The sequence below is a fragment of the Herbaspirillum sp. GCM10030257 genome (genome assembly GCF_042666555.1).
In the GTDB taxonomy this organism is placed as follows: Bacteria; Pseudomonadota; Gammaproteobacteria; order Burkholderiales; family Burkholderiaceae_D; genus Noviherbaspirillum.
Genome location: NZ_JBHTDH010000045.1, coordinates 1 through 24,659, shown reverse-complemented (window position 1 = coordinate 24,659; position 24,659 = coordinate 1). Strand labels below are relative to the sequence as shown.

General features: G+C 58.5%; 28 protein-coding genes. 18 read left to right on the top strand and 10 right to left on the bottom strand.

Going from position 1 to position 24,659, the window contains the following annotated elements; all coding sequences use genetic code 11:
* A partial coding sequence (locus ACFQUU_RS27545) for a hypothetical protein (protein ID WP_382251653.1) occupies positions 1-292 on the bottom strand: 292 nt, incomplete at its 3' end.
* 317 nt (positions 293-609) lie between these two features.
* On the opposite strand from ACFQUU_RS27545, the gene pyrE reads away from it, so the two are divergent.
* Both pyrE and ACFQUU_RS27535 read left to right on the top strand, forming a co-directional pair.
* Complete coding sequence (gene pyrE, locus ACFQUU_RS27540; RefSeq protein WP_382251651.1) at positions 610-1,275, top strand: orotate phosphoribosyltransferase; 666 nt, start codon at positions 610-612, stop codon at positions 1,273-1,275.
* 30 nt (positions 1,276-1,305) lie between these two features.
* Complete coding sequence (locus ACFQUU_RS27535) at positions 1,306-1,941, top strand: DUF4124 domain-containing protein (protein WP_382251649.1); 636 nt, start codon at positions 1,306-1,308, stop codon at positions 1,939-1,941.
* A gap of 38 nt (positions 1,942-1,979) precedes the next feature.
* Here ACFQUU_RS27535 and gatB read toward each other — a convergent pair whose 3' ends face one another.
* From gatB to gatC, 4 genes are all read right to left on the bottom strand, one after another.
* A complete protein-coding gene (gene gatB / locus ACFQUU_RS27530; protein ID WP_382251646.1) occupies positions 1,980-3,440 on the bottom strand; it encodes an Asp-tRNA(Asn)/Glu-tRNA(Gln) amidotransferase subunit GatB in 1,461 nt (486 codons plus the stop codon).
* Between the two features lie 68 nt (positions 3,441-3,508).
* A complete protein-coding gene (locus ACFQUU_RS27525; RefSeq protein ID WP_382251644.1) occupies positions 3,509-3,997 on the bottom strand; it encodes a hypothetical protein in 489 nt (162 codons plus the stop codon).
* Positions 3,998-3,999: 2 nt separating this feature from the next.
* Positions 4,000-5,460: an Asp-tRNA(Asn)/Glu-tRNA(Gln) amidotransferase subunit GatA gene (gene gatA, locus ACFQUU_RS27520; RefSeq protein WP_382251642.1), complete on the bottom strand. Its 1,461-nt coding sequence runs from the start codon at positions 5,458-5,460 to the stop codon at positions 4,000-4,002.
* A gap of 48 nt (positions 5,461-5,508) precedes the next feature.
* Positions 5,509-5,811, bottom strand: coding sequence for an Asp-tRNA(Asn)/Glu-tRNA(Gln) amidotransferase subunit GatC (gene gatC / locus ACFQUU_RS27515; protein WP_382251640.1), 303 nt, complete (start codon positions 5,809-5,811; stop codon positions 5,509-5,511).
* Positions 5,812-6,086: 275 nt separating this feature from the next.
* On the opposite strand from gatC, the gene ACFQUU_RS27510 reads away from it, so the two are divergent.
* The 6 genes from ACFQUU_RS27510 to ACFQUU_RS27485 all read left to right on the top strand — a co-directional run bounded on the left by ACFQUU_RS27510 (position 6,087) and on the right by ACFQUU_RS27485 (position 13,768).
* Entirely contained in the window at positions 6,087-7,130 is a 1,044-nt protein-coding gene (locus tag ACFQUU_RS27510) for a rod shape-determining protein (RefSeq protein ID WP_057290805.1), read from the top strand.
* Between the two features lie 92 nt (positions 7,131-7,222).
* Positions 7,223-8,599: a rod shape-determining protein MreC gene (mreC, locus tag ACFQUU_RS27505; protein WP_382251636.1), complete on the top strand. Its 1,377-nt coding sequence runs from the start codon at positions 7,223-7,225 to the stop codon at positions 8,597-8,599.
* On the top strand, positions 8,596-9,108 hold the full coding sequence (gene mreD, locus ACFQUU_RS27500; RefSeq protein WP_382251634.1) for a rod shape-determining protein MreD: 513 nt from the start codon (positions 8,596-8,598) through the stop codon (positions 9,106-9,108). The genes mreC and mreD overlap by 4 nt, the downstream gene beginning before the upstream one ends.
* A gap of 151 nt (positions 9,109-9,259) precedes the next feature.
* Complete coding sequence (gene mrdA / locus ACFQUU_RS27495; protein ID WP_382251632.1) at positions 9,260-11,278, top strand: penicillin-binding protein 2; 2,019 nt, start codon at positions 9,260-9,262, stop codon at positions 11,276-11,278.
* On the top strand, positions 11,278-12,402 hold the full coding sequence (gene rodA / locus ACFQUU_RS27490) for a rod shape-determining protein RodA (RefSeq protein ID WP_382251629.1): 1,125 nt from the start codon (positions 11,278-11,280) through the stop codon (positions 12,400-12,402). Before mrdA ends, rodA begins: the two co-directional genes overlap by 1 nt.
* A 202-nt stretch (positions 12,403-12,604) precedes the next feature.
* Positions 12,605-13,768 carry a septal ring lytic transglycosylase RlpA family protein gene (locus ACFQUU_RS27485; protein ID WP_382251626.1) on the top strand — a complete coding sequence of 388 codons (1,164 nt, stop codon included), beginning with the start codon at positions 12,605-12,607 and terminating at the stop codon, positions 13,766-13,768.
* 162 nt (positions 13,769-13,930) lie between these two features.
* On the opposite strand, the gene rsmI is transcribed toward ACFQUU_RS27485, so the two are convergent.
* Positions 13,931-14,839, bottom strand: coding sequence for a 16S rRNA (cytidine(1402)-2'-O)-methyltransferase (gene rsmI, locus ACFQUU_RS27480; protein ID WP_382251623.1), 909 nt, complete (start codon positions 14,837-14,839; stop codon positions 13,931-13,933).
* A gap of 12 nt (positions 14,840-14,851) precedes the next feature.
* On the opposite strand from rsmI, the gene ACFQUU_RS27475 reads away from it, so the two are divergent.
* The 7 genes from ACFQUU_RS27475 to ACFQUU_RS27445 all read left to right on the top strand — a co-directional run bounded on the left by ACFQUU_RS27475 (position 14,852) and on the right by ACFQUU_RS27445 (position 19,693).
* On the top strand, positions 14,852-16,075 hold the full coding sequence (locus tag ACFQUU_RS27475) for a penicillin-binding protein activator (RefSeq protein ID WP_382251621.1): 1,224 nt from the start codon (positions 14,852-14,854) through the stop codon (positions 16,073-16,075).
* Complete coding sequence (locus tag ACFQUU_RS27470) at positions 16,075-16,449, top strand: YraN family protein (protein WP_382251618.1); 375 nt, start codon at positions 16,075-16,077, stop codon at positions 16,447-16,449. Before ACFQUU_RS27475 ends, ACFQUU_RS27470 begins: the two co-directional genes overlap by 1 nt.
* A 90-nt stretch (positions 16,450-16,539) precedes the next feature.
* The gene (locus tag ACFQUU_RS27465) at positions 16,540-17,136 is read left to right on the top strand and encodes a phosphoheptose isomerase (protein ID WP_382251617.1); all 597 of its coding nucleotides are present in this window, start codon (positions 16,540-16,542) and stop codon (positions 17,134-17,136) included.
* The gene (locus ACFQUU_RS27460) at positions 17,129-17,770 is read left to right on the top strand and encodes a BON domain-containing protein (RefSeq protein WP_382251614.1); all 642 of its coding nucleotides are present in this window, start codon (positions 17,129-17,131) and stop codon (positions 17,768-17,770) included. Before ACFQUU_RS27465 ends, ACFQUU_RS27460 begins: the two co-directional genes overlap by 8 nt.
* Before the next feature lie 88 nt (positions 17,771-17,858).
* Positions 17,859-18,446 (top strand): LemA family protein, encoded by a 588-nt coding sequence (locus ACFQUU_RS27455; protein WP_382251611.1) that lies wholly within the window; start codon positions 17,859-17,861, stop codon positions 18,444-18,446.
* Between the two features lie 191 nt (positions 18,447-18,637).
* Positions 18,638-19,078, top strand: coding sequence for a DsrE family protein (locus ACFQUU_RS27450; protein ID WP_382251608.1), 441 nt, complete (start codon positions 18,638-18,640; stop codon positions 19,076-19,078).
* A gap of 87 nt (positions 19,079-19,165) precedes the next feature.
* On the top strand, positions 19,166-19,693 hold the full coding sequence (locus tag ACFQUU_RS27445) for a peroxiredoxin family protein (protein ID WP_382251605.1): 528 nt from the start codon (positions 19,166-19,168) through the stop codon (positions 19,691-19,693).
* 83 nt (positions 19,694-19,776) lie between these two features.
* Here the strand turns inward: ACFQUU_RS27445 and ACFQUU_RS27440 are convergent, their stop codons facing one another.
* The 4 genes from ACFQUU_RS27440 to ACFQUU_RS27425 form a co-directional block, all read right to left on the bottom strand.
* Entirely contained in the window at positions 19,777-20,475 is a 699-nt protein-coding gene (locus ACFQUU_RS27440; protein WP_382251602.1) for a phosphatase PAP2 family protein, read from the bottom strand.
* A gap of 338 nt (positions 20,476-20,813) precedes the next feature.
* Complete coding sequence (gene lipA / locus ACFQUU_RS27435) at positions 20,814-21,815, bottom strand: lipoyl synthase (RefSeq protein ID WP_382251599.1); 1,002 nt, start codon at positions 21,813-21,815, stop codon at positions 20,814-20,816.
* A 43-nt stretch (positions 21,816-21,858) separates the two neighbouring features.
* On the bottom strand, positions 21,859-22,497 hold the full coding sequence (gene lipB, locus ACFQUU_RS27430) for a lipoyl(octanoyl) transferase LipB (RefSeq protein WP_382251596.1): 639 nt from the start codon (positions 22,495-22,497) through the stop codon (positions 21,859-21,861).
* A gap of 17 nt (positions 22,498-22,514) precedes the next feature.
* Positions 22,515-23,363 carry a helix-turn-helix domain-containing protein gene (locus ACFQUU_RS27425; protein WP_382251593.1) on the bottom strand — a complete coding sequence of 283 codons (849 nt, stop codon included), beginning with the start codon at positions 23,361-23,363 and terminating at the stop codon, positions 22,515-22,517.
* Between ACFQUU_RS27425 and ACFQUU_RS27420 the strand changes: the two genes are divergently transcribed.
* From ACFQUU_RS27420 to ACFQUU_RS27410, 3 genes are all read left to right on the top strand, one after another.
* The gene (locus ACFQUU_RS27420) at positions 23,362-23,517 is read left to right on the top strand and encodes a hypothetical protein (RefSeq protein ID WP_382251590.1); all 156 of its coding nucleotides are present in this window, start codon (positions 23,362-23,364) and stop codon (positions 23,515-23,517) included. The genes ACFQUU_RS27425 and ACFQUU_RS27420 overlap by 2 nt on opposite strands.
* A 117-nt stretch (positions 23,518-23,634) precedes the next feature.
* Entirely contained in the window at positions 23,635-24,156 is a 522-nt protein-coding gene (locus tag ACFQUU_RS27415; protein ID WP_382251588.1) for an Rrf2 family transcriptional regulator, read from the top strand.
* Positions 24,157-24,271: 115 nt separating this feature from the next.
* Positions 24,272-24,659: ABC transporter substrate-binding protein (locus ACFQUU_RS27410; protein ID WP_382251586.1), on the top strand; the 388-nt coding region annotated here is incomplete at its 3' end.

Below are 24,659 nucleotides of genomic sequence, written 5' to 3'. Positions count from 1 at the left end.
TCGCCACTTCCTCGGCAATCGCCTGCATGCTGCGCAATGCAGCCTGGGCGAGCGTGGAGGCATCAAATGCCGGCAGCGCTTCGCGGATCATGTCAGCGGCGCGCGGGGTGCTGGCGGCAAAGGCGGACCGGACACAGGCGCCATGGTGGACGCCGGGCAGGGTAGCGACGCGCCTGGCCAGGTCGTCATAGGCATCGGAAACCTGGTGGGTGTAGTGGCCGATGCGGTGGTGGATCTGGGCCTTAACGGAATCGCTGGCCCGGTGGTACTTGTCGAGGAGTTCGCGCAGCACGAAGTCGGGAGAGGCAGGGGCGGATAAGCGGGCAGGCGGAGGAGGCATGGAGAGTATTGTCAAACAGATATGTTAACAATACATCAACATTTCATCCGGGCACAAGCACTTCCCCGCTTTCGCTTCATGCAAGTACTTTCCCGGTCTGGCGTCAAAGTCAACATGCACGTCAGCGAACGCAAAAGTCTCCGCGCCACTGTATGACACTTCCGCCTTAGGACTTAGAATGTCGGCTTTGCCGGCCACCGCACGCATACATGCATGCATGCGATCCGGCCCGACCCTGCCACTACATCCGTTTCTTATCGAGGACCATCTTGAGCAATCTACGTCAGGAATTCATCGCTTTCTCTGTCTCCACCGGCGTGCTGCGCTTTGGTGATTTTGTTACCAAGGCTGGGCGGAATTCCCCCTATTTCTTCAATGCCGGACTGTTCAATGAAGGTGCCACACTTGGCAAGCTGGCCGATTTCTATGCGCAGACCCTGATCGATTCAGGCGTTGAATTCGACATGCTGTTCGGCCCGGCCTACAAGGGCATTACATTGGCGGCGGCGACATCGGTCGCGCTGGCGAACAAGGGCCGCAATGTGCCGTTTGCCTACAACCGCAAGGAAGCCAAGGACCATGGCGAGGGCGGTACCATCGTCGGCGCGAAACTCCAGGGCAGGGTAGTTATCATCGATGACGTCATTTCCGCCGGCACCTCGGTGCGGGAGTCAGTCGAGATGATCCGCACATCCGGCGCAACGCCCTGCGCGGTCCTGATCGCGCTGGACCGGATGGAACGTTCGGGCAAGGACGGTGCACTGTCCGAGCATTCGGCTGTGCAGGAAGTCACGAAAACCTATGGCATGCCGGTGATTTCTATTGGCAACCTTGCCGATTTGTTGGAGTATATTTCCCAGGCCGGTGCAAATCAGGACCTGGCCCAGTACAAAGACGCGGTCGCCGCCTACCGTAGCCGGTACGGAGTCGTGTAAACCGCCGCATTCGCATTCCCGGGGGGTGCGATGAAGCCCGCAGTCGCTGTAACCTTGATGCTTTCGCTATTGGCCTTTCATACAGCCTCATGGGCGCAGATTTTTGTATGCAAGGATGCCGGCGGACGCACGCTGACGTCAGATCGCCCCATCTCTGAATGCGCTGACCGGCCCATCCGGGTGCTTGATGGGCGCGGCAACACCCGGCGTGTAATCGAGCCACCGCCGACCGCCGAACAGAAACGCAAGCTTAAAGAGCAGGAAGAGCAACGCAAGGCTGATGACATCGTCGCTGCGGAGCGCAGCCGTATCGACCTGGCGATCAAGACGCGCTATCGCAGCGAAACCGATATCGAGATGGCAAGAGGACGCGCAACGGCTCCCATCGAGGAAAAAATTCGCAGGGAAAAGAGCTCTCTCACGGAAGCCGAAAAGCAGCAGGCGGAAGCACAAGCCGAAGCCGATGCCGTACAAAAGAAAAACCGGCAACTTCCCGCTCATGTAAAACGCAAGCTGGACGACGCGGCACAAAGCGTGATCGCAGCAAGAAAGCAGCTTGAGGAAGCGGAAGGGGAGCGCACTCAGGTGAGTGCGCGTTATGACGATACCTTGAAGCGGTTTCGTGAATTGTCAGGCGTGACGGCCAAGCCGTTGAACCTTGAATAGCGGGATGAAGCATCCCGCCATCAACACCAACATCACTATCAACCAGCCAGTTTCTGCTTCAGCAACTCTGTCAATTGCGCGGGATTGGCCTTGCCCTTGGTGGCTTTCATCGCCTGGCCAATAATGGCATTGAAGGCCTTCTCCTTGCCGGAGCGGTACTCTTCCACCGACTTGGCATTGGCCGCCAGCACCTCATCGACAATCTTTTCCAGCGCACCGCTGTCGGAGATCTGTTTCAGCCCCTTCGATTCAATGATGTCGTCGGCGATCGTCGTCTTGTCGGACTTCGCATCCCACATGCCGGCGAACACTTCCTTGGCGATCTTGTTGGAAATCGTGCCGTCGGCGATGCGCTGCAACAGCAATGCAAGTTGTTCGGCCTTCACCGGTGCTTCGGCGATCTCGACGCCTTCGCGGTTCAAGGTCGAGGAGACATCGCCCATCAGCCAGTTGGCGGCAGGCTTGGCTTGTTCCTTGCCGGCCCTGGTGACGACCGCTTCGAAATACGACGCCATCGCCTTGGATTGTGTCAGCACTGCGGCGTCGTACTCGGGCAGTGCATAGTCCCTGATAAAACGCTCACGCATTGCGCCCGGCAGTTCCGGCATGGTGGCTTTCACCCGCTCGATCCAGTCTTGCGCAATGACTAATGGTGGTAGGTCGGGATCGGGGAAGTAGCGGTAATCCTGCGCGTCTTCCTTGCTGCGCATCGAACGTGTTTCCTTGCGATCAGGGTCGTAGAGGCGCGTTTCCTGCACGACCTTGCCCCCGTCTTCGATTAATTCGATCTGGCGACGCACTTCGAAGTTGATCGCTTCTTCAAGAAAACGGAAAGAGTTCAGGTTCTTGATTTCGCAGCGTGTACCGTATTCTTTCTGTCCCATCGGACGTACCGACACGTTGGCGTCGCAACGGAAAGAGCCTTCCTGCATGTTGCCGTCACAGATGCCAAGCCAGACCACCAGCGAATGCAAGGCCTTCGCATAGGCGACCGCCTCTCCGGCGCTGCGCATGTCAGGCTCGGTCACGATTTCCAGCAGCGGTGTGCCAGCGCGGTTGAGGTCGATGCCTGTCATGCCATGGTAATCCTCGTGCAGCGACTTGCCGGCATCTTCTTCGAGGTGCGCGCGCGTGAGTTGCACGGTACGCATTTCCGCCTTGCCGTCTTTTTCGAGCACGAAGGAAATGGTTCCGCCCTGGACCACGGGAATTTCATACTGGCTGATCTGATAACCCTTTGGCAGGTCAGGATAGAAATAATTTTTGCGAGCGAAGATGGACTGCGGCGCGATCTTGGCACCGATGGCGAGGCCAAATTGGATCGCGCGTTCGACTGCACCCTTGTTCATCACGGGCAGCACGCCGGGCAAGGCCAGGTCTACCGGTGAAGCCTGCGTGTTAGGCTCCGCACCGAAACGTGTCGGCGAGCCGCTGAAAATTTTGGATTGGGTCGAGAGCTGCGCGTGCGTCTCAAGACCGATTACGACTTCCCATTGCATGGTGTTGTCCTCATTGTTGCCTGCTTCCCGCCAGCGTCATCGCACAAGCATGAATGGCAGGTTGCTGATTATTCTTCATACCGGCATTGCCCGGTCTTCAGGTCGACCGAGAACTCGGTGAAATTCTCGCGTGAACCGCAAAGTGCCGGACAGGTCGGCTTGACGTTGAGCGTATCGCCATCGCGCTCCAGGCGTATCGTGCAGTTTGGGCGACGACCGAAATCGAAACCTCGCTGGAAACGTGCAGCCGGCGCGTCCTTCAAACTGATGCGCCAGGAGGCAGTCGATCCTTCTTCCCTGGCTTCCGCCAACGGACCGTCGCTCTGATCGATACTGCAATCAAAGCCGTGCGTGCTGCGAAACAGCGATGATTCCCAGCGCAAGGCTTCGATCTTCGAGCCGTTCAGGCGGAACTCGCCGCTGTCGGCATAGATGGTCTTTTCGCCTGCTTCCGTGCGTGCATTGCTACACGAGAACCGCGCATCCAGCTGCTGCGCCAGCGCGCTGGCCGAGGTGACGGACAGGGTGAGGGCGAGAACAAGGATGGGCGGCGTCATGGTTATATGCCTTCCGGAGTCCGCTGATGCCAGTCGGTCGCCAGCTGGTACTGGTGTGCGACGTTTAGCAGTTTCGCTTCTTCAAAATAATTGCCGATGATCTGCAGGCCGACCGGGCGCTTGCCATTCTTGTCCCCCTGGCCGAAACCGCAAGGAATCGACATGCCAGGCAAACCGGCCAGGCTGGTCGACAGCGTAAAGATATCGGCCAGATAGTTGGCAACCGGATCATCCGCTTTGTCACCCAGATCCCATGCCACGGTTGGGGAAACCGGCCCCATGATTACGTCGCACTGCTTGAAGGCATTCTGAAAATCCTGCGCAATCAAGCGGCGGATCTTTTGGGCCTGCAGATAATACGCATCGTAATAGCCGTGCGACAGCACATACGCGCCGACCAGGATACGGCGCTTGACTTCATCGCCGAAACCTTCCGCGCGCGATTTGCGATACATGTCGCCCAAGTCCTTGTACTCCTTGGCACGATGACCATAACGCACGCCATCGAAACGGCTGAGGTTGGACGAGGCTTCGGCGGGCGCGATCACGTAATACACGGGGATCGACAACTCGGTCTTAGGCAGCGAAATGTCAACCAGCGTCGCACCCAGCTTTTCATACTCTGCCAGTGCGGCGCGGACTGCCTGTTCGACATCCGGCGCCAGGCCTTTGCCGAAATACTCACGCGGAATGCCGATCTTCAGGCCTTGCAACTTGTTGTTCAGATCACGTGTGAAGTCTTCCGTGGGCCTGTCTAGACTGGTCGAGTCGCGCGGATCGAAGCCGGCCATGGCATTGAGCAGCAGTCCGCAATCTTCCGCGGTCTGCGCCATCGGACCACCTTGGTCCAGCGACGATGCAAAAGCGATCATGCCAAAGCGTGAGACGCGGCCATATGTAGGCTTGATGCCGGTGACGCCGCACAGCGATGCCGGCTGGCGAATCGAGCCACCGGTATCCGTGGCGGTGGCTGCCGGCGCGAGTCTTGCTGCGATTGCTGCAGCCGAACCGCCGGACGAACCACCCGGAATGGCCTTCTTGTCCCAAGGGTTTTTCACCGAGCCGAAGAAAGAATTCTCGTTGGAAGAACCCATGGCGAATTCATCACAATTCAATTTTCCAAGCGTGACCATACCTGCCGTACGGAACTGATCGACGACAGTTGCATCGAAGGGGCTGACGTAATTTGAGAGCATCTTCGAGCCGGCGGTCGAACGCCAGCCGCGTGTGACAAAAATGTCCTTGTGGGCGATGGGTATGCCGGTCAGGGGCGTCGTATCGTTTTTTGCAATACGGGCATCGGCGTCGGCAGCCTGTTGCAGTGTCAGTGTTTCATCGACATGAATGAAGGCGTTGAGGTCGCTTTGCTTGATGCGGTCGAGGAACAGCTTCGACAGTTCAGTCGCGGAAACCTGTTTTGCCTGCAGCAGCGCGGAGAGTTCTTTTAGAGTCTTGGTATGCATAGGTTGGGCGGCCGGTTCGATCGGAACCGGCAGTGGTCCGGCAAATGGTTATTCGATGACTTTAGGCACAAGGTAGAGGCCGTCCTGTGTTGCCGGTGCGACCTGCTGGTAGTCGTCTCGGCGATTCGGCTCGGATACGGTATCTTCGCGCAGTCGCAGGGCCACATCGCTCTGGTGGGCAGCGATCGGATGGTTCAGGGGTTCGACGCCGCTGGTGTCGACCGCGCGCATTTGCTCGACAAGCGCGAAAATGCCGTTAAGCTTGTCGAGGGTTTTGCCAGCCTGGGATTCATCCAGGTCGAGTTGCGCGAGGCGGGCCAGGCGTTTAACGTCGTTGAGGTCGAGTGACATGATTGTGTAGTTGGAACTAGCCGTTGTCGGCTGGTATTTTCAGGAAAACATCAAGAAAGCAAAATGTGTTTTAGTTCTGGCAAAAACTTGTCAAAAGGCCGGATAAAGGGTGTATCCATACTGCATTTTTGGAGTTTCCCGTGACTAATTTCGGTTAAATTATAAGGTAGAATGACGGGTTAATACCTTGTCGACGCGGCGCAGCAAAGCGCAAAGGGTACCCGGAATTTCACCACCAATGTTAAGCGCGCCTTTATTGCGCATCAGGACAATACATGTTTGGATTTTTACGCAGTTATTTCTCTAACGACCTGGCAATCGATCTGGGTACAGCCAACACGCTGATCTACGTGCGTAACATGGGTATCGTACTGGACGAGCCGTCGGTCGTGGCGATTCGTCAGCAGGGTGGCCCCAATGGCAAAAAGACCATCCAGGCAGTCGGCAAGGAAGCCAAGCAGATGCTGGGTAAGGTGCCGGGCAACATTGAAGCCATCCGCCCGATGAAAGACGGGGTGATTGCCGACTTCACCGTGACCGAGCAGATGCTCAAGCAATTCATCCGCATGGTCCACGACTCCAAACTGTTCAAGCCTTCGCCGCGCATCATCATCTGCGTTCCCTGTGGCTCCACCCAGGTCGAGCGCCGCGCGATCCGCGAATCCGCACTCGGCGCCGGCGCCTCCCAGGTTTACCTGATCGAAGAGCCGATGGCTGCCGCTATCGGCGCCGGTTTGCCCGTTTCCGATGCGACCGGTTCGATGGTGGTCGATATCGGCGGCGGTACGACCGAAGTCGGCATCATCTCGCTGGGCGGCATGGTGTACAAGGGTTCGGTCCGCGTCGGCGGCGACAAGTTCGATGAAGCGATCGTCAATTACATCCGCCGCAACTACGGCATGCTGATCGGCGAGCAGACCGCCGAAGCGATCAAGAAGGAAATCGGTTCCGCCTTCCCGGGTTCCGAAGTCAAGGAAATGGAAGTCAAGGGTCGCAACCTGTCCGAAGGCATTCCGCGCTCCTTCACCATTTCCAGCAACGAGATCCTCGAAGCGCTGACCGATCCGCTCAACAACATCGTGTCTGCAGTCAAGAACGCGCTTGAGCAGACCCCGCCGGAACTCGGTGCAGACATCGCTGAAAAAGGCATGATGCTGACCGGTGGCGGCGCGCTGCTGCGCGACCTCGATCGCCTGCTGATGGAAGAAACCGGCCTGCCAGTGATCGTCGCCGAAGACCCGCTGACCTGCGTGGTGCGTGGTTCGGGCATGGCGCTCGAGCGCATGGACAAGCTGGGCTCCATCTTCTCCTACGAGTAACTTATGCATTGCGTCGCGCCCACCGAGCATTCGTGGGCGCGTCCGGTGGAACGACATCCCAGTCACATTCCCGGAAATATAGTTAGCCCCTGATGGAATACAGTCCACCGCCACTCTTCAAGCAAGGCGCTTCCGCACGCGTCAAAGTGGTGTTCTTCTCCCTGATTGCTCTGGTCCTGCTGATTGCCGATGCGCGCCTGCGCACCATGGGCACCATTCGCCAACTGGTCGGCACCGGCCTGTATCCACTGCAGGTCGTGGCGCTGCTGCCGCGCGACGCGATCTACATGGTCGGCGACTATTTCTCGACGCTATCTTCGGTGCAGCGCGAAAACGACAAGCTCAAGCAGGAGCAGGTCGCCAATGCCCAGACGCTGCAGCAGGTGCAGCAATTGGAGGCCGAGAATGCGCAGTTGCGCAAACTGCTCGACGCGAGCGAGCGCCTGCCGGTCAAGTCGGTGCTGAGCGAAATCCTCTACGATGCGCGCGACGCCTTCACTCGCAAGGTCATACTCGACCGTGGCAGCCGCAACGGCGTGCGTCCCGGGCAGCCGGTGATCGACGATATCGGTGTGGTCGGGCAAGTGACGCGGGTATTCCCGTTCACGTCGGAAGTCACGCTGCTGACCGACAAGGAGCAGGCCATCCCGGTGCAGGTGGTGCGCACCGGCTTGCGCAGCATCGTCTACGGCCAAGGCCATTCCGGTTCGCTGGATCTGCGTTTCATGCCGGTCAACGCCGACATCAAGAACGGCGATGTGCTGGTCACCTCCGGCATCGACGGCATTTATCCGGCCGGACTCGCGGTCGCCAAGGTGGTGCAGGTCGAGAGCAAGTCTTCCGATGCGTTTGCCCGCATCGTCTGCCTGCCGATCGCAGGCGTCGACCGCAACCGCCAGCTGCTGATACTGCTGACGGAGGAAAATCTACCGCCGCGTCCGGAGCCGGACAATCCGAAAGAGAAGGCTAAGGCTGGCAAGCGCCATGGCGAAGCCGCCAAGGAACAGCAGGCTCCCGCCGATGCCACGAAAGACGTTGCCAAACCCGCCGGCCAAAATGCGGCGACGGCTCCGGCAGCTACGCAGCAAAATGCGACAGCATCGGCGTCCGCCAAGCCGGCATCGGGCAATGCGCAAGCTGTCGCTCCGGGCGCTGCGACCAAGCCTGCACCGAATCAGCCGGCGCCTGCTGGCGCAGCAACACCTGCCGCAACGCCGGCGAACCGGCCCGCCGCGGCGACCCCGCCGAATGGCGCAGCGGGTGCTGCAGCAGCGACATCGAGAGCGACGCCCGCAGCGGCGGATGCGAAGCCGACAACGGCGGCACCGTCAACATCAGCAACAGCGCCACGCGCGGTCACGCCGGGAAGGGCTGCCACCGCTACCGTCCCCGCTCCCGCAAACCGGACGGCACCGACGCCTAATACCCAGACCAATACCGACGGTCCGCCGCAAAGGGCAACGCCATGAACAGTCCGCATTACATCCTGTTGCCGGCCAACCCGCTGTTTATCGCCGCCAGCATCGCATTGGCCTTTCTGCTGAACCTGCTGCCCTGGGGGCACTGGGTCGGCGTGCCGGATTTCGTCGCGCTGGTGCTGGTGTTCTGGAGCATCCATCAGCCGCGCAAGGTCGGTATCGGCATTGCCTTCATGATGGGCTTGTTGATGGACGTGCATGACGCTACGCTGCTCGGCGAGAATGCCTTGTCCTACACCCTGCTGTCTTATTTTTCAATCATGATCCATCGCCGTGTGCTGTGGTTCAAGATGGGAACACAGGCTGCGCATGTGCTGCCCCTGCTTTTATTTATGCAGGCGGTGCAACTTGTGATCCGCATGCTGGTCAGTGGAAGGTTTCCTGGATGGATGTATTTCCTGGAGAGCTTGGTCGCCGCTGCATTATGGCCCGTCGTATCGGCCATTCTCCTGGCGCCGCAGCGCCGGGCGATCAATCGCGACGACACCCGTCCGATATGACGTGCGATCAGTCCTGGCTGCTCGTCCCGAACATTGAATGCAATAGGCGCTCTCGCGGGCGTCGTCCTCGCCGCGTCGCCGCCGGCGATGCATGTAATAGAGGCAAGTGTGATGGTGCAGACTGCATGATGGCGTTTGCGCAAGATGGAACATGACCGAATTCAAAAACACTGAACGTGAAGTCCACCTGTTTCGCTTGCGGCTGTCGGTCGCCGGCGTATTCGTGCTGATCTGTTTTGGCCTGCTGGTCTCGCGCTTCGTCTGGCTGCAGGTGGTGCGGCATAATCATTATCAGGCGCAGGCGGAAGAGAACCGTATCTCGGTCGTGCCGGTCGTGCCCAACCGTGGCCTGATCCTCGACCGCAACGGCGTGGTCCTGGCGCGCAATTTCTCCGCGTACACGCTTGAAATCACGCCGTCCAAGCTGAGCGAACCTCTCGACACGGTGATCAACGATCTGTCCACGCTGGTCGACATCCAGCCCAAGGACCGCCGCCGCTTCCGCAGATTACAGGAAGAAGCGAAAAACTTCGAAAGCGTGCCGATCCGCACGCGCCTGACCGACGAGGAAGTCGCCCGCTTCACCGCGCAACGCTACCGTTTTCCCGGCGTCGAGATCCAGGCGCGCCTGTTCCGCCAGTATCCGCTCGGCGAGACAGCCTCGCACGTCATCGGCTACATCGGCCGCATCAACCTGCGCGACGCGGAAAAGATCGCCGACTCGGAGGATGCCGCCAATTACATGGGGACCGACTATATCGGCAAGGAAGGCGTCGAAAAGAAATACGAAAAGGTCCTGCATGGCGTCACCGGCTATGAAGAGGTCGAAGTCTCGGCCGGCGGCCGCGCCGTGCGCACGCTCTCGCGCACCCCGGCCACGCCGGGCAGTAACCTGGTCCTGTCGGTCGACATCGAATTGCAGAAGATCGTCGAGGAAGCCTTCGGCGACCGCCGCGGCGCGTTGGTGGCGATCGAGCCCTCAACCGGCGACGTGCTCGCCTATGTCTCCAAGCCGACCTACGATCCCAACCTGTTCGTCGACGGCATCGACCAGCTGAGCTGGGACGAGTTGAACACATCCTTAGACCGCCCCCTGCTGAACCGTCCGCTAATCGGCACCTATCCGCCGGGCTCGACCTACAAGCCGTTCATGGCGCTGGCGGCGCTGGAGACGGGCAAGCGCACTCCGGCCAACGCGATTTCCGATCCTGGTTATTTCTGGTTCGGCAATCACAAGTTCCGCGATGACAAGGTGGATGGCCATGGCGTGGTCGACATGTACAAGTCGATCGTCCAGTCATGCAATACCTACTATTACACTCTCGCCAACGATCTCGGCGTGGATACCATCCATGACTTCATGAAGCCTTTCGGTTTCGGCCGCCTGACCGGCATCGACCTCGAGAACGAGCGCACCGGCACCCTGCCATCCACCGCTTGGAAGCGGGCAGCCTACAAGCGTCCCGAACAGCAGAAATGGTATGCCGGCGAAACCATTTCGATCGGCATCGGACAGGGTTACAACGCCTTCACGCCGCTGCAGCTTGCGCATGCCACGGCAACACTGGCCAACAACGGCATCGTGATGAGGCCGCATCTGGTCAAGACCATTGAAAACAGCGTGACCAAGGAACAGGTGCCGGTGGTCAACGGCGAAAGTGCGCAGATCAAGCTCAAGCAGGAAAACATCGACTTCATCAAGAAGGCACTGGTGGGTGTAACGCGTGAAGGAACCTCGTCGCGCGTGTTTGCCGGGGCGCAGTATGTCTCGGCCGGCAAGACGGGGACGGCGCAGGCGATCGGCATCAAGAAGAATGAAAAGTACGATGCGAAGAAAATGGCGGAGCACCATCGCGACCATTCCTGGTACATGACCTTCGCACCTGCCGACAATCCGACCATCGCCCTGGCCGTGATTGTCGAGAACGCGGGCTTCGGTGCGCAGGCGGCAGCGCCGATCGCGCGCATCGTGCTCGATTATCACCTGCTCGGCAAGCGCCCCCAACCGGCACCTGACAAGACCGCGCCGGTCCTGAACGATGCTGCGGCGTCGTCGCCGTCAACACATCAACCCGCCCGGCCGCAAGCCAGGCCCGACCAGTCGGTTCGCAGCAATGCGCCGGCCGCAGTCATTCCCGTTTCGGCGGCAGCCAAGGAGCACGCGCACTAATGGCGACCATGCAATTCAGTAATGAACGGCCAGCGGTCTGGCCCATCATCAAGCGCTACATCACGGTGTTCGATGTGCCGCTGACGCTCACGCTGTTCCTGATTCTCTCGGTCAGCTGCTTCGCCATGTTCTCGGCCGGCATGGATGCGCCGGGGCGCTTCGAGGACCACATGCGCAATACCATCATCGCCTTCGTGGTGATGTGGATTGCCGCCTGCGTGCCGCCGCAGCTATTGATGCGCTTTGCCGTGCCGCTCTATACCGTCGGCATCGCCCTGCTGATTGCGGTGGCGGTTTTCGGCATCGTCAAGAAGGGCGCGCGCCGCTGGGTCAATGTCGGCGTCGTCATTCAGCCGTCCGAAATCATGAAGATCGCCGTGCCGCTCATGCTGGCCTGGTTTTTCCAGAAGCGCGAGGGCGCGCTGCGCTGGCAGGAGTTCGCGCTTGCCGCGGTGCTGCTGGCGATTCCGGCAGTATTGATCATGAAGCAGCCCGATCTGGGAACGGCAACGCTGGTAATGGCTGCCGGCTTCTATGTCATCTTCCTCGCAGGCCTGTCGTGGAAAATCATGTTCGGGCTCGCGGTTGCGGGCATGGCCAGCCTCCCGGTGGTGTGGTCCATGCTGCACGACTATCAGCGCCAGCGAGTGATGACCCTGATCGATCCCACCACCGATCCGCTGGGCAAGGGCTTTCACATCATCCAATCGATGATCGCCATCGGTTCCGGGGGCATCGCCGGAAAAGGCTGGCGCAGCGGCACGCAAGCCCATCTGGAATTCATACCGGAGCGTACCAGCGACTTCCTGTTCGCTGTGTTTTCCGAAGAATTCGGATTGATTGGGAATTGCGTGCTGCTCGTGCTCTACCTGATGCTGATCGCACGCGGCCTGTTCATCGCAGCCAATGCGCCGACGGTGTTCAGCCGCCTGATGGCAGGTGCGATCACGATGATTTTCTTTACCTATGCCTTCGTCAACATGGGCATGGTCAGCGGCATCCTGCCGGTGGTCGGCGTACCGCTGCCATTCATGAGCTACGGCGGCACGGCATTCGTGACGCTCGGCCTGGGCATGGGTATCCTGATGAGCATCCAGCGGCATCGCAAGCTCGTGCAAAGCTGATCAAGCCTCACCGAAGCTAGAGCCTTTTCGGCAACCTATCCTCCGCTCTATGCCGGCCCGTGTGGCCGGCATAGTCATTTTACAATTTCTAAAAACTCTATCCTTGCGGCAAACGTCTTGCCAAGGCACACTGTTGCCAATTTGGCGGGCTGCCCAACGCGTCGGCGCCTTCCATCGTTATCAAAGAAACAGGGAGGACGCAATGTCATTGCGCGCTTATGCTCATCGCTATCAATGCATTGTTCGGTTGCTCGTCGCAGTTCTACCGCCAATGGCCATGATCGGCTGTAACAGCGTGCCAGTAAATCCGCCTGCAGAGACCGCCTCACGTCCTGCTCCGGTATCAACCGTACCGAAGACGGCGTCAAACTTGCCGGCATTGCCGCCAGCAGGCTCCGGCCGCGGAGGCTACTACAAGGATGATGGTCCCGGTGATGCGCCGCCGGAAGGCTTGCTTGATACACCGGATGCAGAGCCCCGCGTCGAGCCGTATTACGCCAGAAACAGCCGGCCTTACGTCGTGTTCGGCAAGACTTACACCCCGATTACCCACGACAAACCATTCAAGCAGCGTGGCGTGGGTAGCTGGTATGGCAAGAAGTTCCATGGGCAGAAGACCTCGTCCGGCGAACTCTACGATATGTACAAAATGACGGCTGCACACCCGACGCTGCCGATTCCTTCTTATGTGCGCGTAACCAATCTAACCAACGGCAAGCAAGTCATAGTCCGTGTCAACGACCGCGGGCCTTTCCACTCGGGCCGCATCATTGACCTCTCGTACACTGCCGCACTCAAGCTTGGCTATCTGAGCAGTGGCAGTTCTCAGCTCGAGGTCGAGCGCCTGCTGCCAGACGAAATTGCGCGCATCAACAACGCAGCGAAGGATACGCAGCTCGCTGCCGCGAAACCCGCCCCACCGGTTACGGCTGCCTCTCCGCAGCCGGTTCAGTCGCGTGCCGCCGTGGAGCTTGCATCCGCACCTGCCCCGGCATCCGCCGCAGTAGAAGCCAAACCGATTGCATTCACCAGCGACACGACCACATTTGCCTTGCCCGACACGGTCCCGGTTTCCCCGCAAGCCGATTCAACCAGTATCAAGCCGACAATCGTCGTTTCACCGGTTGCGAACGCCGGTTCCGGCTACTACCTCCAGCTAGGCGCGTATGGACAGGCTGCCAATGCGGAAGCGGTGCGCAACCGCCTGATGAAGGAGCATGCCGGCACACTCGCCGCGATCGAAGTCGTGGAATTCGGCACATTCCATCGCTTGTTCAGCGGCCCGTTTGCCACCAGGGCGGACGCGGCCATCGCTGCCACACAGCTGCAGGAGCGGGGTATACGGGCAATGATCGTGCAACGATGAAGCACTAGGCTAAGAGCACCTATAAAAATGCCGCTTGCCGCGTTGCTACTCCTAGCCGTACATCTGTACTGTCTTCGTCGGCGCGCCTTGCCATCGTCATTTTTATAGGCGCTCTAAGTTACTGAAATATTGAAGGCGACGAGCCGACGAAACCAGGACGGGTCAGGCTTCGCCTTTCAGTTGCAGCGCACGCTCGTAAAGTGCGTTCTTTTTTCTGCCGGTAATCTGCGCGGCTAACGCAGCCGCTTGTTTGAGAGGCAATTCGGCGAGCAGAATGCCGAGGATGCGTTCTGTATCCGCGTCGTCGTTATTAGCGTCGGCCGCGGCGCCTTCGACGAGTATCACGTATTCGCCTTTTTCCCGATTCGGATCCGCAGCGACCCAGGCCGACGCCTCACTCAGGGGGCAGCGATGCAGTTCTTCGAAAAGCTTGGTTAGCTCACGCGCAAACACGATTTGCCGCGTTGGCCCGAATACCGCCGCAAGTGCGGCGACCGCATCGACAATACGATGCGGCGCTTCATAAAACACCAGCGTGGCGCGTACCGCGAGCAAATCTTGCAAGACGCCTTCGCGCTGCTTTCCCTTGGTTGGAAGAAAACCTGCGAAATAAAAACGGTCATTCACCAAGCCGCTGGCCGACAGCGCGGACACGGCGGCCGAAGCGCCAGGCAGGGGCATCACCCGCAAGCCTGCGGCACGTACCGCATCAACGATACGCGCACCGGGATCGGATACGGCAGGTGTTCCGGCGTCAGAAACCAGCGCAATCCTTTGGCCCGCCTGCAGTCGTGCGATCAATTTGTCGGCGGCTTCCCGTTCATTGTGCTCATGCGCTGCAATCAATTCTTTCGACAAGCCATAGCGTGTCAGCAGATGTGCGGTATTGCGGGTATCCTCGCAGGCGACTGCGTCGGCCATCGCAAGCACATTGACTGCCCGCAACGTAATATCGCCGACGTTTCCGATGGGAGTAGCCACCACATATAATGTCGACAAGGGATAGGCTTGTTGCGCCACCTCTTGCAGCACCGGGGAAAGCGGCGGCAGATCAAATGCAGACGAAGTCATAAGGGAGTGCGAATGTTGAGCCAAATGGCGAGAGCAGGTGTATTGATCGCAGTATTGAGTGGATTCTGCCTGCCCTTGGCGGCAAACACAACCGTTGCAGAAGCGGCATTACTTGCGACACCCGTGCCCGTAACCGGCAAGCCGCTAATCATTGCACAAACCGATTTGTCCATTCCCCGTGAAGCGCCTGTCTACATTGCACCTCGCCAGGTACGTATCGGATTGCTGCTGCCGCTGCAATCGCAGGTGCTTGGCCCGATTGCCGAAGCCGTGCGCGCAGGCGTACAAGCCGCCTACGAGCGCGAACCCGAAGGAGTAGAAGTCAGCGTGGTGGATAGCGGCGAAGCGCCACAGGATGTTCTGACACGCTATCAGGAAGCAGCAACGATGAACGATATCGTCGTCGGTCCACTTACGCGGACCGGTGTCGCAGCTGTTGCACAAAGCGGCAGCATCCTCAAACCCACCATTGCATTGGCCCAGCCGGAATCAGCTTCGGACGCGCCCGTTACTCTGCCACCCCAAATGCTGGTGATGGGCTTGTCAATTGAGGACGAAGCCAGACAAGTCGCCACTTGGGCCGCTCGGGACAACCCCGGTGCGACAGCGATTGTGCTGCATACCGGCACCGCGTGGCAGCGCCGCGCAGCAAGCGCTTTCGAAGCACAATGGCAAAAGAACGGCAAGGACGTGCAACTGATCGAGCTGCCGTCCAATGATGGTTTTCTCAATGGCCGGTCGCTGCTGCAACTCAAGAAAGACGTGCCGCCGGACCGTCCCATCATCCTGTTCGCGGCACTCGACGCACGTCAGGCGCGACAGGTGCATGCCGTCATGGGTAACGCCGTGACGATGTACGGCACCTCGCAAATCAATCCTTATACTCTGACCGATCGCATGGCAAACGAACGCGCACCGGACATGGACGGCACGCGACTGCTTGATATGCCATGGCAATTGGAGCCGGATCATCCCGCCGTGATGGTCTATCCCCGCCTCGTTGTTGCGGCTGATCAGAGACGTACAGCCGACATGGAGCGTTTTTATGCGCTTGGCATCGACGCGTATCGTGTTGCCCGCGAGCTGGCCTTGCAGAACGATCAATTCCAAATCGATGGCGTCACCGGCAAACTGATCGTTCAATTTGATGGCAACACGGCACATATCGATCGTGTTGCACAGCGTGCTGTGTATCGGGACGGTAGCGTGACACCCATCCCGGATGTCATTGAATAATGGGATTGTTACCTTCTTTTGGCCGTGCCCGCACCGCGCAGCAACGTGATGGCGCAATCGGCGAAGACCTCGCATTGCAATATTTGCAGCGACAAGGACTGTCGCTGCTGCAACGCAATTTTCGCTGCAAAGGCGGCGAGATCGATCTTGTGATGCAAGATCGATCCGGACTGGTATTCGTAGAGGTTCGCAAGCGTGGCAGCAGTGCTTTCGGCGGAGCAGCAGCCAGCGTCACCGCCCGCAAGCAAGCCCGGCTGATCCTTGCGGCCCAATTGTTTCTGCAACGTTACCGTACGCCGCCCGCATGCCGTTTCGACGTCATTGCAATCGATGGCGACCAGCTATCCTGGATCACCAATGCAATTCAGTCATAGCTCTGGTAAGCCGAGCCATAACCAATACTTTGCATCAATTTGTTGTCTGCGCGATTCATCCGGCGCGTGTGCACTATAATCCCCAGCATCATGATGAACCAACGCATCCAGGCGCACTTCCAGGAAAGTGCCGAACTCAAAACACGTGCCGCTGCAGAACTGGCGGAGCCGATTTCGCAAGCTGTGGAACTCATGTTCACAGCCTTGTCTAATGGCAACAAGATACTTGCCTGCGGGAATGGCGGCTCGGCTGCCGATTGCCAGCATTTCGCTGCTGAACTGGTCGGCCGATTCGAACGTGAGCGCTTGCCCCTGCCGGCGCTGGCTCTCACCACCGACACCTCGATCATGACCGCAGTAGGAAATGATTACAGCTTCAACGACATTTTCAGCAAGCAGGTACAGGCATTCGGCCAGGCCGGCGATATCTTGCTGGCCATGTCGACGTCGGGGAACTCGGCCAATGTGCTGGCGGCCGTCGATGCCGCACTTGAACGCGATATGCGCATCGTGGCGCTGACAGGCAAGGGCGGCGGCACCATCGGCAAGCGCCTGACCGAAGCCGATGTCCATATCTGCGTACCGCACGACCGTACGGCACGCATTCAGGAAGTGCATCTGCTCACGATTCATTGTATTTGCGACGGCATTGATGTCGCGTTATTTGGGGAGGATCTGCATGAATAAGTGGACGCGTATTACACGTCCGTTGGCCGCAGCAGTACTGTGCGGTGTTGTCGTTACCAGCCTGCAGGGCTGCGTTGAAATGGCAGTCGGAAGCGCGGTTGTCGGCACACTGTCGGCTACCGATCGCCGTACCTTTGGCGCACAAACCGAAGACAAGGCCATCGTTTTCAAGGGTGAAACACGCGTACCCAGCGTGGTCGGCAATGCCGGCCATGTCAACGTCACCAGTTTTAATCGCAAGGTGCTGCTCACCGGAGAAGTCCGTGACGAGGCGATGAAGGCCGCGGTAGAGCGCGAAGTTGGCGCTATCGAAGGCGTGCAATCCATCGTCAACGATCTTGAAATCGCCGGCATCTCCAGCTTCACCTCGCGCTCCAACGATTCTCTCATTACCGGCAAGGTGAAGGCGGCGTTCGTCGATGCGCGTGACCTGTCGGCTAACTCGATCAAGGTTGTCACCGAGCGCGGCGTGGTCTATCTCATGGGCCGTGTCACCCAGCGTGAAGGCCAGCTGGCGGCAGAAGTGGCGCGTGGCGTCAATGGCGTGCAAAAGGTCGTCAAGGTATTTGAATACATCTCCGAAGACGATCTGCGCCAGTTGAGCAATTCGGCTGACACGCAGAACGGCAAATAATTGTAAAACCGCCGGGTACCCGGCATTCGCAATGCTATATTGGGCCGCAGATCATACCGATCTGCGGCCTTTTGTTTTGAGGAAGACAATGACAGCATGGATCGCCGCAGGCGTATTGGCATTGCTGCTACTGTTCTGGGGAGTGGGGGCGTACCGCCGCCTGGGTAGCCTGCGCCGCCGGGTGGGGCAAGCCTTCAGGGCGCTGGATGTTTGCCTGAAGCGACGTTACGACCTGGCGCCGGCACTGGTGGAGGCAGCCAACGGTGCGATGAAGCAGCAGCGAGAGCTTCTTGAAGCTGTGGTTGGTGCACGCAACCGTGCGCTTGAAGCCAACACCGCAGCAGTGGCCAATATGAACGATAAAAGTGCGATGCAGCGTATGGCGCTGACCGAGGGCGAGTTTGCGCGGGTGCTAGGCCACATGCTGGAGGCATGGAATGAAGGCGCTGCGGTTGACAATGGCGCAGCGATGTCCATCCTCGAAAACCTGCGCGCCGTGGAAAGCGGCATCGCGTTCGCACGGCACACCTATAATGAAAGCGTCGAGCAGTACAACGAATCCCGGGGGTTGTTTCCGCGCTCAGTCATTGCGGTGGTATTTGCTTTTACACCTGCCTTCCCATTGCCGATCGCCGAAATCCGCGAGCGTCACGATACGGTGTTGCCGCTTGGCTGAGGCGAGCGCGGCACAGTTCAAGCCCAGTTAACGCTCTGGCGAGAGCTAGCCAGGCCATGGACTTCCCGTTGCCGAGGCAGGTTTCCGCCAGCCGGATTATCATTCGGCTACGCCAGAACCGGACTGCGTTCAAAAAAATTTCGCCAAACAAACATTCCACTATTCCAACACTCTCATCTTCGCCGACCATCATGAAGCGACGCACCATTCTGACATCCATCGCCGTCTTGCTGCCCGCCCTGACACTCGGACGCGGTCTGCCCGCATTTGCCGCGGAACCAGTGAAGGTGGTCTATCACCTTGCTGACGGCATCGACCAGGCATCCCGCGCCATGGCAAACATCCGCAACCATTTGCGCGCAGAGCCCGATACCAGGATCGTCGTGGTCGCCAATGGTGATGGCATTCGCTTTTTGCTGGCCGGCGCCAGGGAGCGTAATGGCAAGCCTTTTGATTCTGCTATTACGGCACTCGCTGCCCAAGGCGTTGAATTCAAGGTATGTGGCAATACGCTCACAGCACATGATGTCTCACCTTCGCAACTGGTACCGGAGACAAAACTGGTGACTGCCGGCGTAGTGGAACTGGCAAGATTGCAGGCGAAAGAGGGCTACGTTTACATCCGCCCTTGATCCGGTAACCGGCGGCGTTTGCTACCGCGGACTATAATCACCTTATTCTCCTGTCGTTACTCGTCATTCGTTATCTGGACCATATCCATGCAAGCCGCAGAACATTCCAAGCAACGCAATCGCACCTGGATCAAGGTGCTGGGGTTTGTAATCATCGCTGTCATCGCAGCGGTCGGTTATTTTTCTCTTTCCAACAAGAAAGCGGCGCCGGATGTAACGTTCAACGGCATCAACGGCGAACAGGTAACGTTGCAAAGTCTGCGTGGCAAGGTGGTGATGGTCAATTTCTGGGCGACCAGCTGCACGACCTGCGTCAAGGAGATGCCGGAAATGGTGCAGACCTATAACAAGTTCAAGGACAAGGGTCTGGATTTTATTGCGGTGGCAATGAGCTACGATCCCCCCAACTATGTGCTCAATTATGCGCAGACGCGAAGCCTGCCATTTCGCGTCGCGCTCGATACGAAAGGTGACGTAGCCCGGTCGTTCGATGACGTCAAACTTACACCGACCACCTATGTGATCGACAAGAACGGCAACATTATCAAGCGCTATGTCGGCGAGCCGGATTTCGCCGCCTTGCATCAATTGCTGGAGAAAGCGCTGGCTGCCTGAGTTTCACAGCAGTCGCCACACCAATAAAAAAGCGCCCGTCGGGCGCTTTTTTATTGGTGTGGCGTTGAATGCTATCGCACTGCCTACAGCGAAGTAGCTGCGCTGGACGGCGTAGGCGCAGGTAAAGTAGTAGATGCCGGTAACGGACGTCCGAATTCGATACGTGGCCTCAAGTGTTGCCAGTCGCGACGGGGAAACGCCTTGTCATGGCCTGACACGAACAAGGTGATTTTTGTCAGCCATTGCTGGGTTGGCGCCGGATGGACATAGGGCGCGGTCAGCAGTGCAAGCATGCTGACCATGACACGCAAGGGATTAAATACCTGGTTGCGCAGCGTACTCCCCGCAACCCAGATGAAGCTGACGCTCACTGCCGCCCCCAGCATCCAGCCGGCGATCACTTCAGACACCGAATGCGCATGAACAGCGAGGCGCGAGATCCCCACCACTATGCCGAATATCAGACCGAACAGTGCGCCGATTCCGCGCACTGACCGCGGCGCTTTTTCCAGCATCAAATAAAACAGCACGGGCATGACTGCGGTGGAACGCATTGCATGCCCGCTGAATCCGGTGAAATCGATTGCGCGAATGCCGATACCCCAGCCGATAAAAGCCATCTTGGTTGCCACGACCACTGCCATACCGGTAGCAAACAACAGGCTCCAGCACAGCGCAAGCCGGTTTTCATTTTCGGCAAGCAGCCACGCCGCGATCGCAAGTGCCGCGAAGCAGGTGATAGTGACGTCGCCGAAGCGTGTAATTTCAGACCATTCAATCATAGATACCAATATGGCAAAGGCGCCAATGGGAAGTTCATGCGGATTTGTAACTGATTCTGCAATTGCACCGGATGGCGCCACGCAGGCGTCCGGCGCATTTCTGGACAGGAGACGGTCTTCGGCCGCGTGGGAAGTTGCACCAGTACGCGCCAGCGCACGGGTACATCAGTGTTGCCAGCATCGTGCCACGTATTGTCCCGGCAGCAGGTGGCAGCAGCCTTAATTCACCTCAAAGGCGAACGATGCCCCAATAGACATGTAGCAGGAAGGTGACACTTGGCTGGAAGGAGATAAGGTGCAGCGGCGCATCCATCAACGCCGCTGCGAGCTTGACAATGTCAGACGACCCCTGCGCCGTGCGCCTGCTGGTCCGCATGGTAGGAGCTGCGCACCATGGCGCCGACCGCGGCATGCACGAAACCCATCTTGTAAGCCTCGTCCTCGAACATTTTGAAGGTGTCGGGGTGCACATAGCGGCGTACCGGTAAATGATCGCCAGACGGCATCAGATACTGGCCGATGGTCAGCATGTCGACATTGTGCGCGCGCAGGTCACGCATCACTTGCAGGATTTCTTCATCGGTCTCACCCAGGCCAACCATGATGCCGGACTTGGTCGGTGTTTCCGGGTGTAATTCCTTGAAGCGCTTGAGCAGGTTCAGCGAGTATGCATAGTCGGAACCGGGGCGGGCCTCCTTGTAGAGGCGCGGCACGGTTTCGAGGTTATGGTTCATCACATCGGGCGGCGCCGCCTTCAAAATTTCCAGCGCACGGTCCATCCGGCCCCGGAAATCAGGTGTGAGAATTTCAATGCGTGTCTGTGGAGACAATTCACGGACACGGCGGATACAGTCGGTGAAGTGACCCGCTCCGCCATCGCGCAAATCGTCACGATCGACCGAGGTAATGACAACATAGCTCAGCTTGAGCGCGGCAATGGTCTTGGCCAGGTTTTCCGGTTCGTTCGGATCAAGCGGATCCGGACGGCCATGGCCGACATCGCAGAACGGGCAGCGGCGGGTGCATTTGTCGCCCATGATCATGAAGGTCGCGGTGCCCTTGCCGAAACATTCGCCGATGTTGGGGCAGCTGGCTTCTTCACAGACGGTGACCAGGTTGTTGGCGCGCAGGATGTCTTTGATTTCATAGAAGCGGGTAGTCGGCGACGCCGCCTTGACGCGAATCCAGTCCGGCTTGGCCAGCTTCTCGGCAGGAATGATCTTGATCGGGATGCGAGCGGTCTTGCCGGCGCCTTTCTGCTTTTCACTTGGGTTGTAGGCGGAGGAGGCGAGAGCTTCTTTTTCAGTGGTCATCGTGCAGATCGCTTGTTCAGTTGTCATTTTGGCCATGCCGCAATGACGAGGGCTAGAGCTGGAGTTGTCGTTACGCAGTCAGCAGTTCGGTCAGGTTGTGTGCCAGCGCCAGCTGGACATCGCGCAGCGGCGCGTCGGTGCCCACTGTCCGCATATCCACCGTGGCCAGACCTTCGTAGCCACAGGGATTAATCCAGGAAAACGGAGCAAGGTCCATGGCGACGTTGAGCGACACACCATGATAGGTGCAGCCGTTGCCCCTGACCTTCAAGCCCAGGGCGGCGATTTTCGCGCCTTTCCAGGGACCATCGGCCATGTAAATGCCCGGGGCGCCGGGCTTGCGTTCACCCGAAAGATTATACGCCTGCAAGGTCTGGATCACCGATTGCTCGATCTTGTTCACAAACTCGCGCGCAAACAGTCGCGCGCCCGGTTTGCGCCGCAGATCCATGAGCAGATAGATCACTACCTGGCCCGGGCCATGGTAGGTGACTTCGCCGCCGCGGTCGGTCTGGATCACCGGAATCCCGTGCGCATCCAGCACATGCGAAGGATCGGCGCCCAGTCCGAGTGTGTAGACAGGAGGGTGCTCGACCAGCCAGAGCTCGTCCCGCGTCTCGGCATCGCGCGCATCGGTAAAGGCGCGCATCGCCGCAAACGTGGTTTCGTAGGGTTCGACGCCGCGGTCGGTCAGCAAGGGAGTGCGCATGGACGCGAGTGTAGACCTTAAAGCGGGATCGTGTAGAAGTGGTGCTGGTCCTTGTGCGGAGAATTGTCGATCACTTTCAGGATGGTCGGATCGATGTCGTCCCGCTTGGGATCGAACAGGCCACACAGCCGCATCGCCTTGCGCACATCGATGCTCTTGCCGAGGTATTCAAATACTACCCGCGCGCAGGCTATCGATCGCTGGTTGCTCGATGAAACGCCGAGCATCAGGCCGGATAGGCGAGCCACCTTGTTCTTATAGGTCGGGAAGAGGATGGTCTGCGCGATTTCGTTGCCGGTCAGCGATTCATAGTCAACCAGGAAAATGCGGTCGTTCAGGTAAAACGTGCCGCCAATGTATTTGCACTTGTAGGTCTCGTCCAAATTCGCATGCTGTGGAAAGCGTTCCAGCCGCTCATGGTAGATCGCGCCTTCATGGATAAACATGTGAACCAGTCCGCGCAGCACTTTTCCGGGTGCACTCATTGAGTGGTAATACTCGTAGTAGTAGCCAAGATATTTATCGAGCTTGCCGATGGTCTGGTGCTGCAGGCGGCTGATGTGTTCGCTGTGGACAGCGCGTTCGGTGCGCTGCTTTGGGCGAACCTGGATGATCTGGTGAAAATGCTCGCGCGGCAGGTAAATTTCGGCCGGTTCGACGCCAAAGAAATCGCAGATACGCTCCAGTGTATGGCTGGACGGCTTGCTGGTACCGTTCAGGTAGCGGTTGAACTGAGCCCGGTTGACATTAAGCTTCCGGCATACATCGGCGACCGAGCGGTAGTAGGTGCACAGCATGCGCAGGTTGTCGCTGAATTCGCGCTGGGCGGCGTGGGGGGCCTTGGCGGGAGCGGACAGAGTGGACATGGAGGCATTTCCTTGGTTTATGGAAACTATGATGCTGGTTGGCGCTATTTTAGCATCAAGCAGTATCAAGTCGCGCCAATTAGCGAAATGGTATTCGCTGCGGTTTATCCCTAAAGTTGCCATCCAAGTTGTAGTCGCTCTTTTAACAAAATAGCGACTCCCCAAACGGGGGAGAAAAAAATAAAACACATCACAACGGAGCAATACCTGCGTACCCCGGCACGGCCACGAACCGATACCTGCTTACGCAGAATGACCTCACAAAGGAGACATGATGGTTACCGTAGAAGACTGCATACTGGGAAATAGCGAATTGCATGACCGCTTTTTCGCCGTGACAGAGGTTCTCGCCAGACTGGTATCGAGCGCACCGCGTTCCGTCAGCATCGCCCAGATCGAAGAAGAGACCAGCCGCCCAGAAAAAGAAATCACCAAACTCTGCACTGCCCTGGCTCGCGATGGCCTGCTTCGGCCCGATCCGCATGCGCCCGAACGCTGGATGCTGGCTTGCGAAGCCAGCCTGGTCACGCTTGAAGATGTCTTCCGCTGCGTCCTTGCTACCCAGCAAACGCGTTGCCGTCCCGGCGGCAGAAACACCGCCGATCGTGTACCCAATGACGTTGACCTGCTGGTGATGCAGGCGATGATTGCGATAAATCAAAGCGTGTTCACCCATTTACGCCAGTTCTCCCTAGACCGGCTGAAAATCAGCGCTGCCGGTATGTTTCCAGCGCCGCGAAGCGGCACGCAGAGCCACTTTGCAAACAAGGCTTTTGATGTTGCATTTACGTGATTTCATGAGCACTTAAGCATTCCGGCCGCGAGGCCAGCGACCTTCGCCTGGACGCATTGCGCTGTCCAGGCAAGCTAGTAGTACCTTCATCCTGTACATCCTTAGGAGACAACACATGCTGTTCAATACAAAAATGATCCCGTTGGCTGGCGCAATCGCATTTGCATTCGCAGGCACAGCTTCGGCACAGGAACAAGTCGTCAAGATCGGCCACGTCGGCCCGATCTCCGGCGCGATCGCTCACCTGGGCAAAGACAACGAAAACGGCGCCCGCATGGCGATCGACGAACTCAACGCCAAGGGCGTGACCATCGGCGGCAAGAAGGTCAAGTTCGAACTGCTGGCGGAAGACGACGCGGCTGACCCGAAGCAGGGCACGGCTGCAGCACAGAAGCTGGTCGATGCCAAGGTCAACGGCGTGATCGGTCACCTGAACTCCGGCACCACCATCCCGGCATCGAAGATCTATTACGAAGCAGGCATCCCGCAGATCTCCCCGTCCG

Bases quoted from the DNA above. Each gene is read 5' to 3' on its own strand.
- ACFQUU_RS27535 (WP_382251649.1), top strand. From the start codon at position 1,306: ATGAAGCCCGCAGTCGCTGTAACCTTGATGCTTTCGCTATTGGCCTTT.
- gatB (WP_382251646.1), bottom strand. From the start codon at position 3,440: ATGCAATGGGAAGTCGTAATCGGTCTTGAGACGCACGCGCAGCTCTCG.
- ACFQUU_RS27525 (WP_382251644.1), bottom strand. From the start codon at position 3,997: ATGACGCCGCCCATCCTTGTTCTCGCCCTCACCCTGTCCGTCACCTCG.
- gatA (WP_382251642.1), bottom strand. From the start codon at position 5,460: ATGCATACCAAGACTCTAAAAGAACTCTCCGCGCTGCTGCAGGCAAAA.
- gatC (WP_382251640.1), bottom strand. From the start codon at position 5,811: ATGTCACTCGACCTCAACGACGTTAAACGCCTGGCCCGCCTCGCGCAA.
- ACFQUU_RS27510 (WP_057290805.1), top strand. From the start codon at position 6,087: ATGTTTGGATTTTTACGCAGTTATTTCTCTAACGACCTGGCAATCGAT.
- mreC (WP_382251636.1), top strand. From the start codon at position 7,223: ATGGAATACAGTCCACCGCCACTCTTCAAGCAAGGCGCTTCCGCACGC.
- mreD (WP_382251634.1), top strand. From the start codon at position 8,596: ATGAACAGTCCGCATTACATCCTGTTGCCGGCCAACCCGCTGTTTATC.
- mrdA (WP_382251632.1), top strand. From the start codon at position 9,260: ATGACCGAATTCAAAAACACTGAACGTGAAGTCCACCTGTTTCGCTTG.
- rodA (WP_382251629.1), top strand. From the start codon at position 11,278: ATGGCGACCATGCAATTCAGTAATGAACGGCCAGCGGTCTGGCCCATC.
- ACFQUU_RS27485 (WP_382251626.1), top strand. From the start codon at position 12,605: ATGTCATTGCGCGCTTATGCTCATCGCTATCAATGCATTGTTCGGTTG.
- rsmI (WP_382251623.1), bottom strand. From the start codon at position 14,839: ATGACTTCGTCTGCATTTGATCTGCCGCCGCTTTCCCCGGTGCTGCAA.
- ACFQUU_RS27475 (WP_382251621.1), top strand. From the start codon at position 14,852: ATGTTGAGCCAAATGGCGAGAGCAGGTGTATTGATCGCAGTATTGAGT.
- ACFQUU_RS27470 (WP_382251618.1), top strand. From the start codon at position 16,075: ATGGGATTGTTACCTTCTTTTGGCCGTGCCCGCACCGCGCAGCAACGT.
- ACFQUU_RS27465 (WP_382251617.1), top strand. From the start codon at position 16,540: ATGATGAACCAACGCATCCAGGCGCACTTCCAGGAAAGTGCCGAACTC.
- ACFQUU_RS27460 (WP_382251614.1), top strand. From the start codon at position 17,129: ATGAATAAGTGGACGCGTATTACACGTCCGTTGGCCGCAGCAGTACTG.
- ACFQUU_RS27455 (WP_382251611.1), top strand. From the start codon at position 17,859: ATGACAGCATGGATCGCCGCAGGCGTATTGGCATTGCTGCTACTGTTC.
- ACFQUU_RS27450 (WP_382251608.1), top strand. From the start codon at position 18,638: ATGAAGCGACGCACCATTCTGACATCCATCGCCGTCTTGCTGCCCGCC.
- ACFQUU_RS27445 (WP_382251605.1), top strand. From the start codon at position 19,166: ATGCAAGCCGCAGAACATTCCAAGCAACGCAATCGCACCTGGATCAAG.
- ACFQUU_RS27440 (WP_382251602.1), bottom strand. From the start codon at position 20,475: ATGATTGAATGGTCTGAAATTACACGCTTCGGCGACGTCACTATCACC.
- lipA (WP_382251599.1), bottom strand. From the start codon at position 21,815: ATGACAACTGAACAAGCGATCTGCACGATGACCACTGAAAAAGAAGCT.
- lipB (WP_382251596.1), bottom strand. From the start codon at position 22,497: ATGCGCACTCCCTTGCTGACCGACCGCGGCGTCGAACCCTACGAAACC.
- ACFQUU_RS27420 (WP_382251590.1), top strand. From the start codon at position 23,362: ATGGAGGCATTTCCTTGGTTTATGGAAACTATGATGCTGGTTGGCGCT.
- ACFQUU_RS27425 (WP_382251593.1), bottom strand. From the start codon at position 23,363: ATGTCCACTCTGTCCGCTCCCGCCAAGGCCCCCCACGCCGCCCAGCGC.
- ACFQUU_RS27415 (WP_382251588.1), top strand. From the start codon at position 23,635: ATGATGGTTACCGTAGAAGACTGCATACTGGGAAATAGCGAATTGCAT.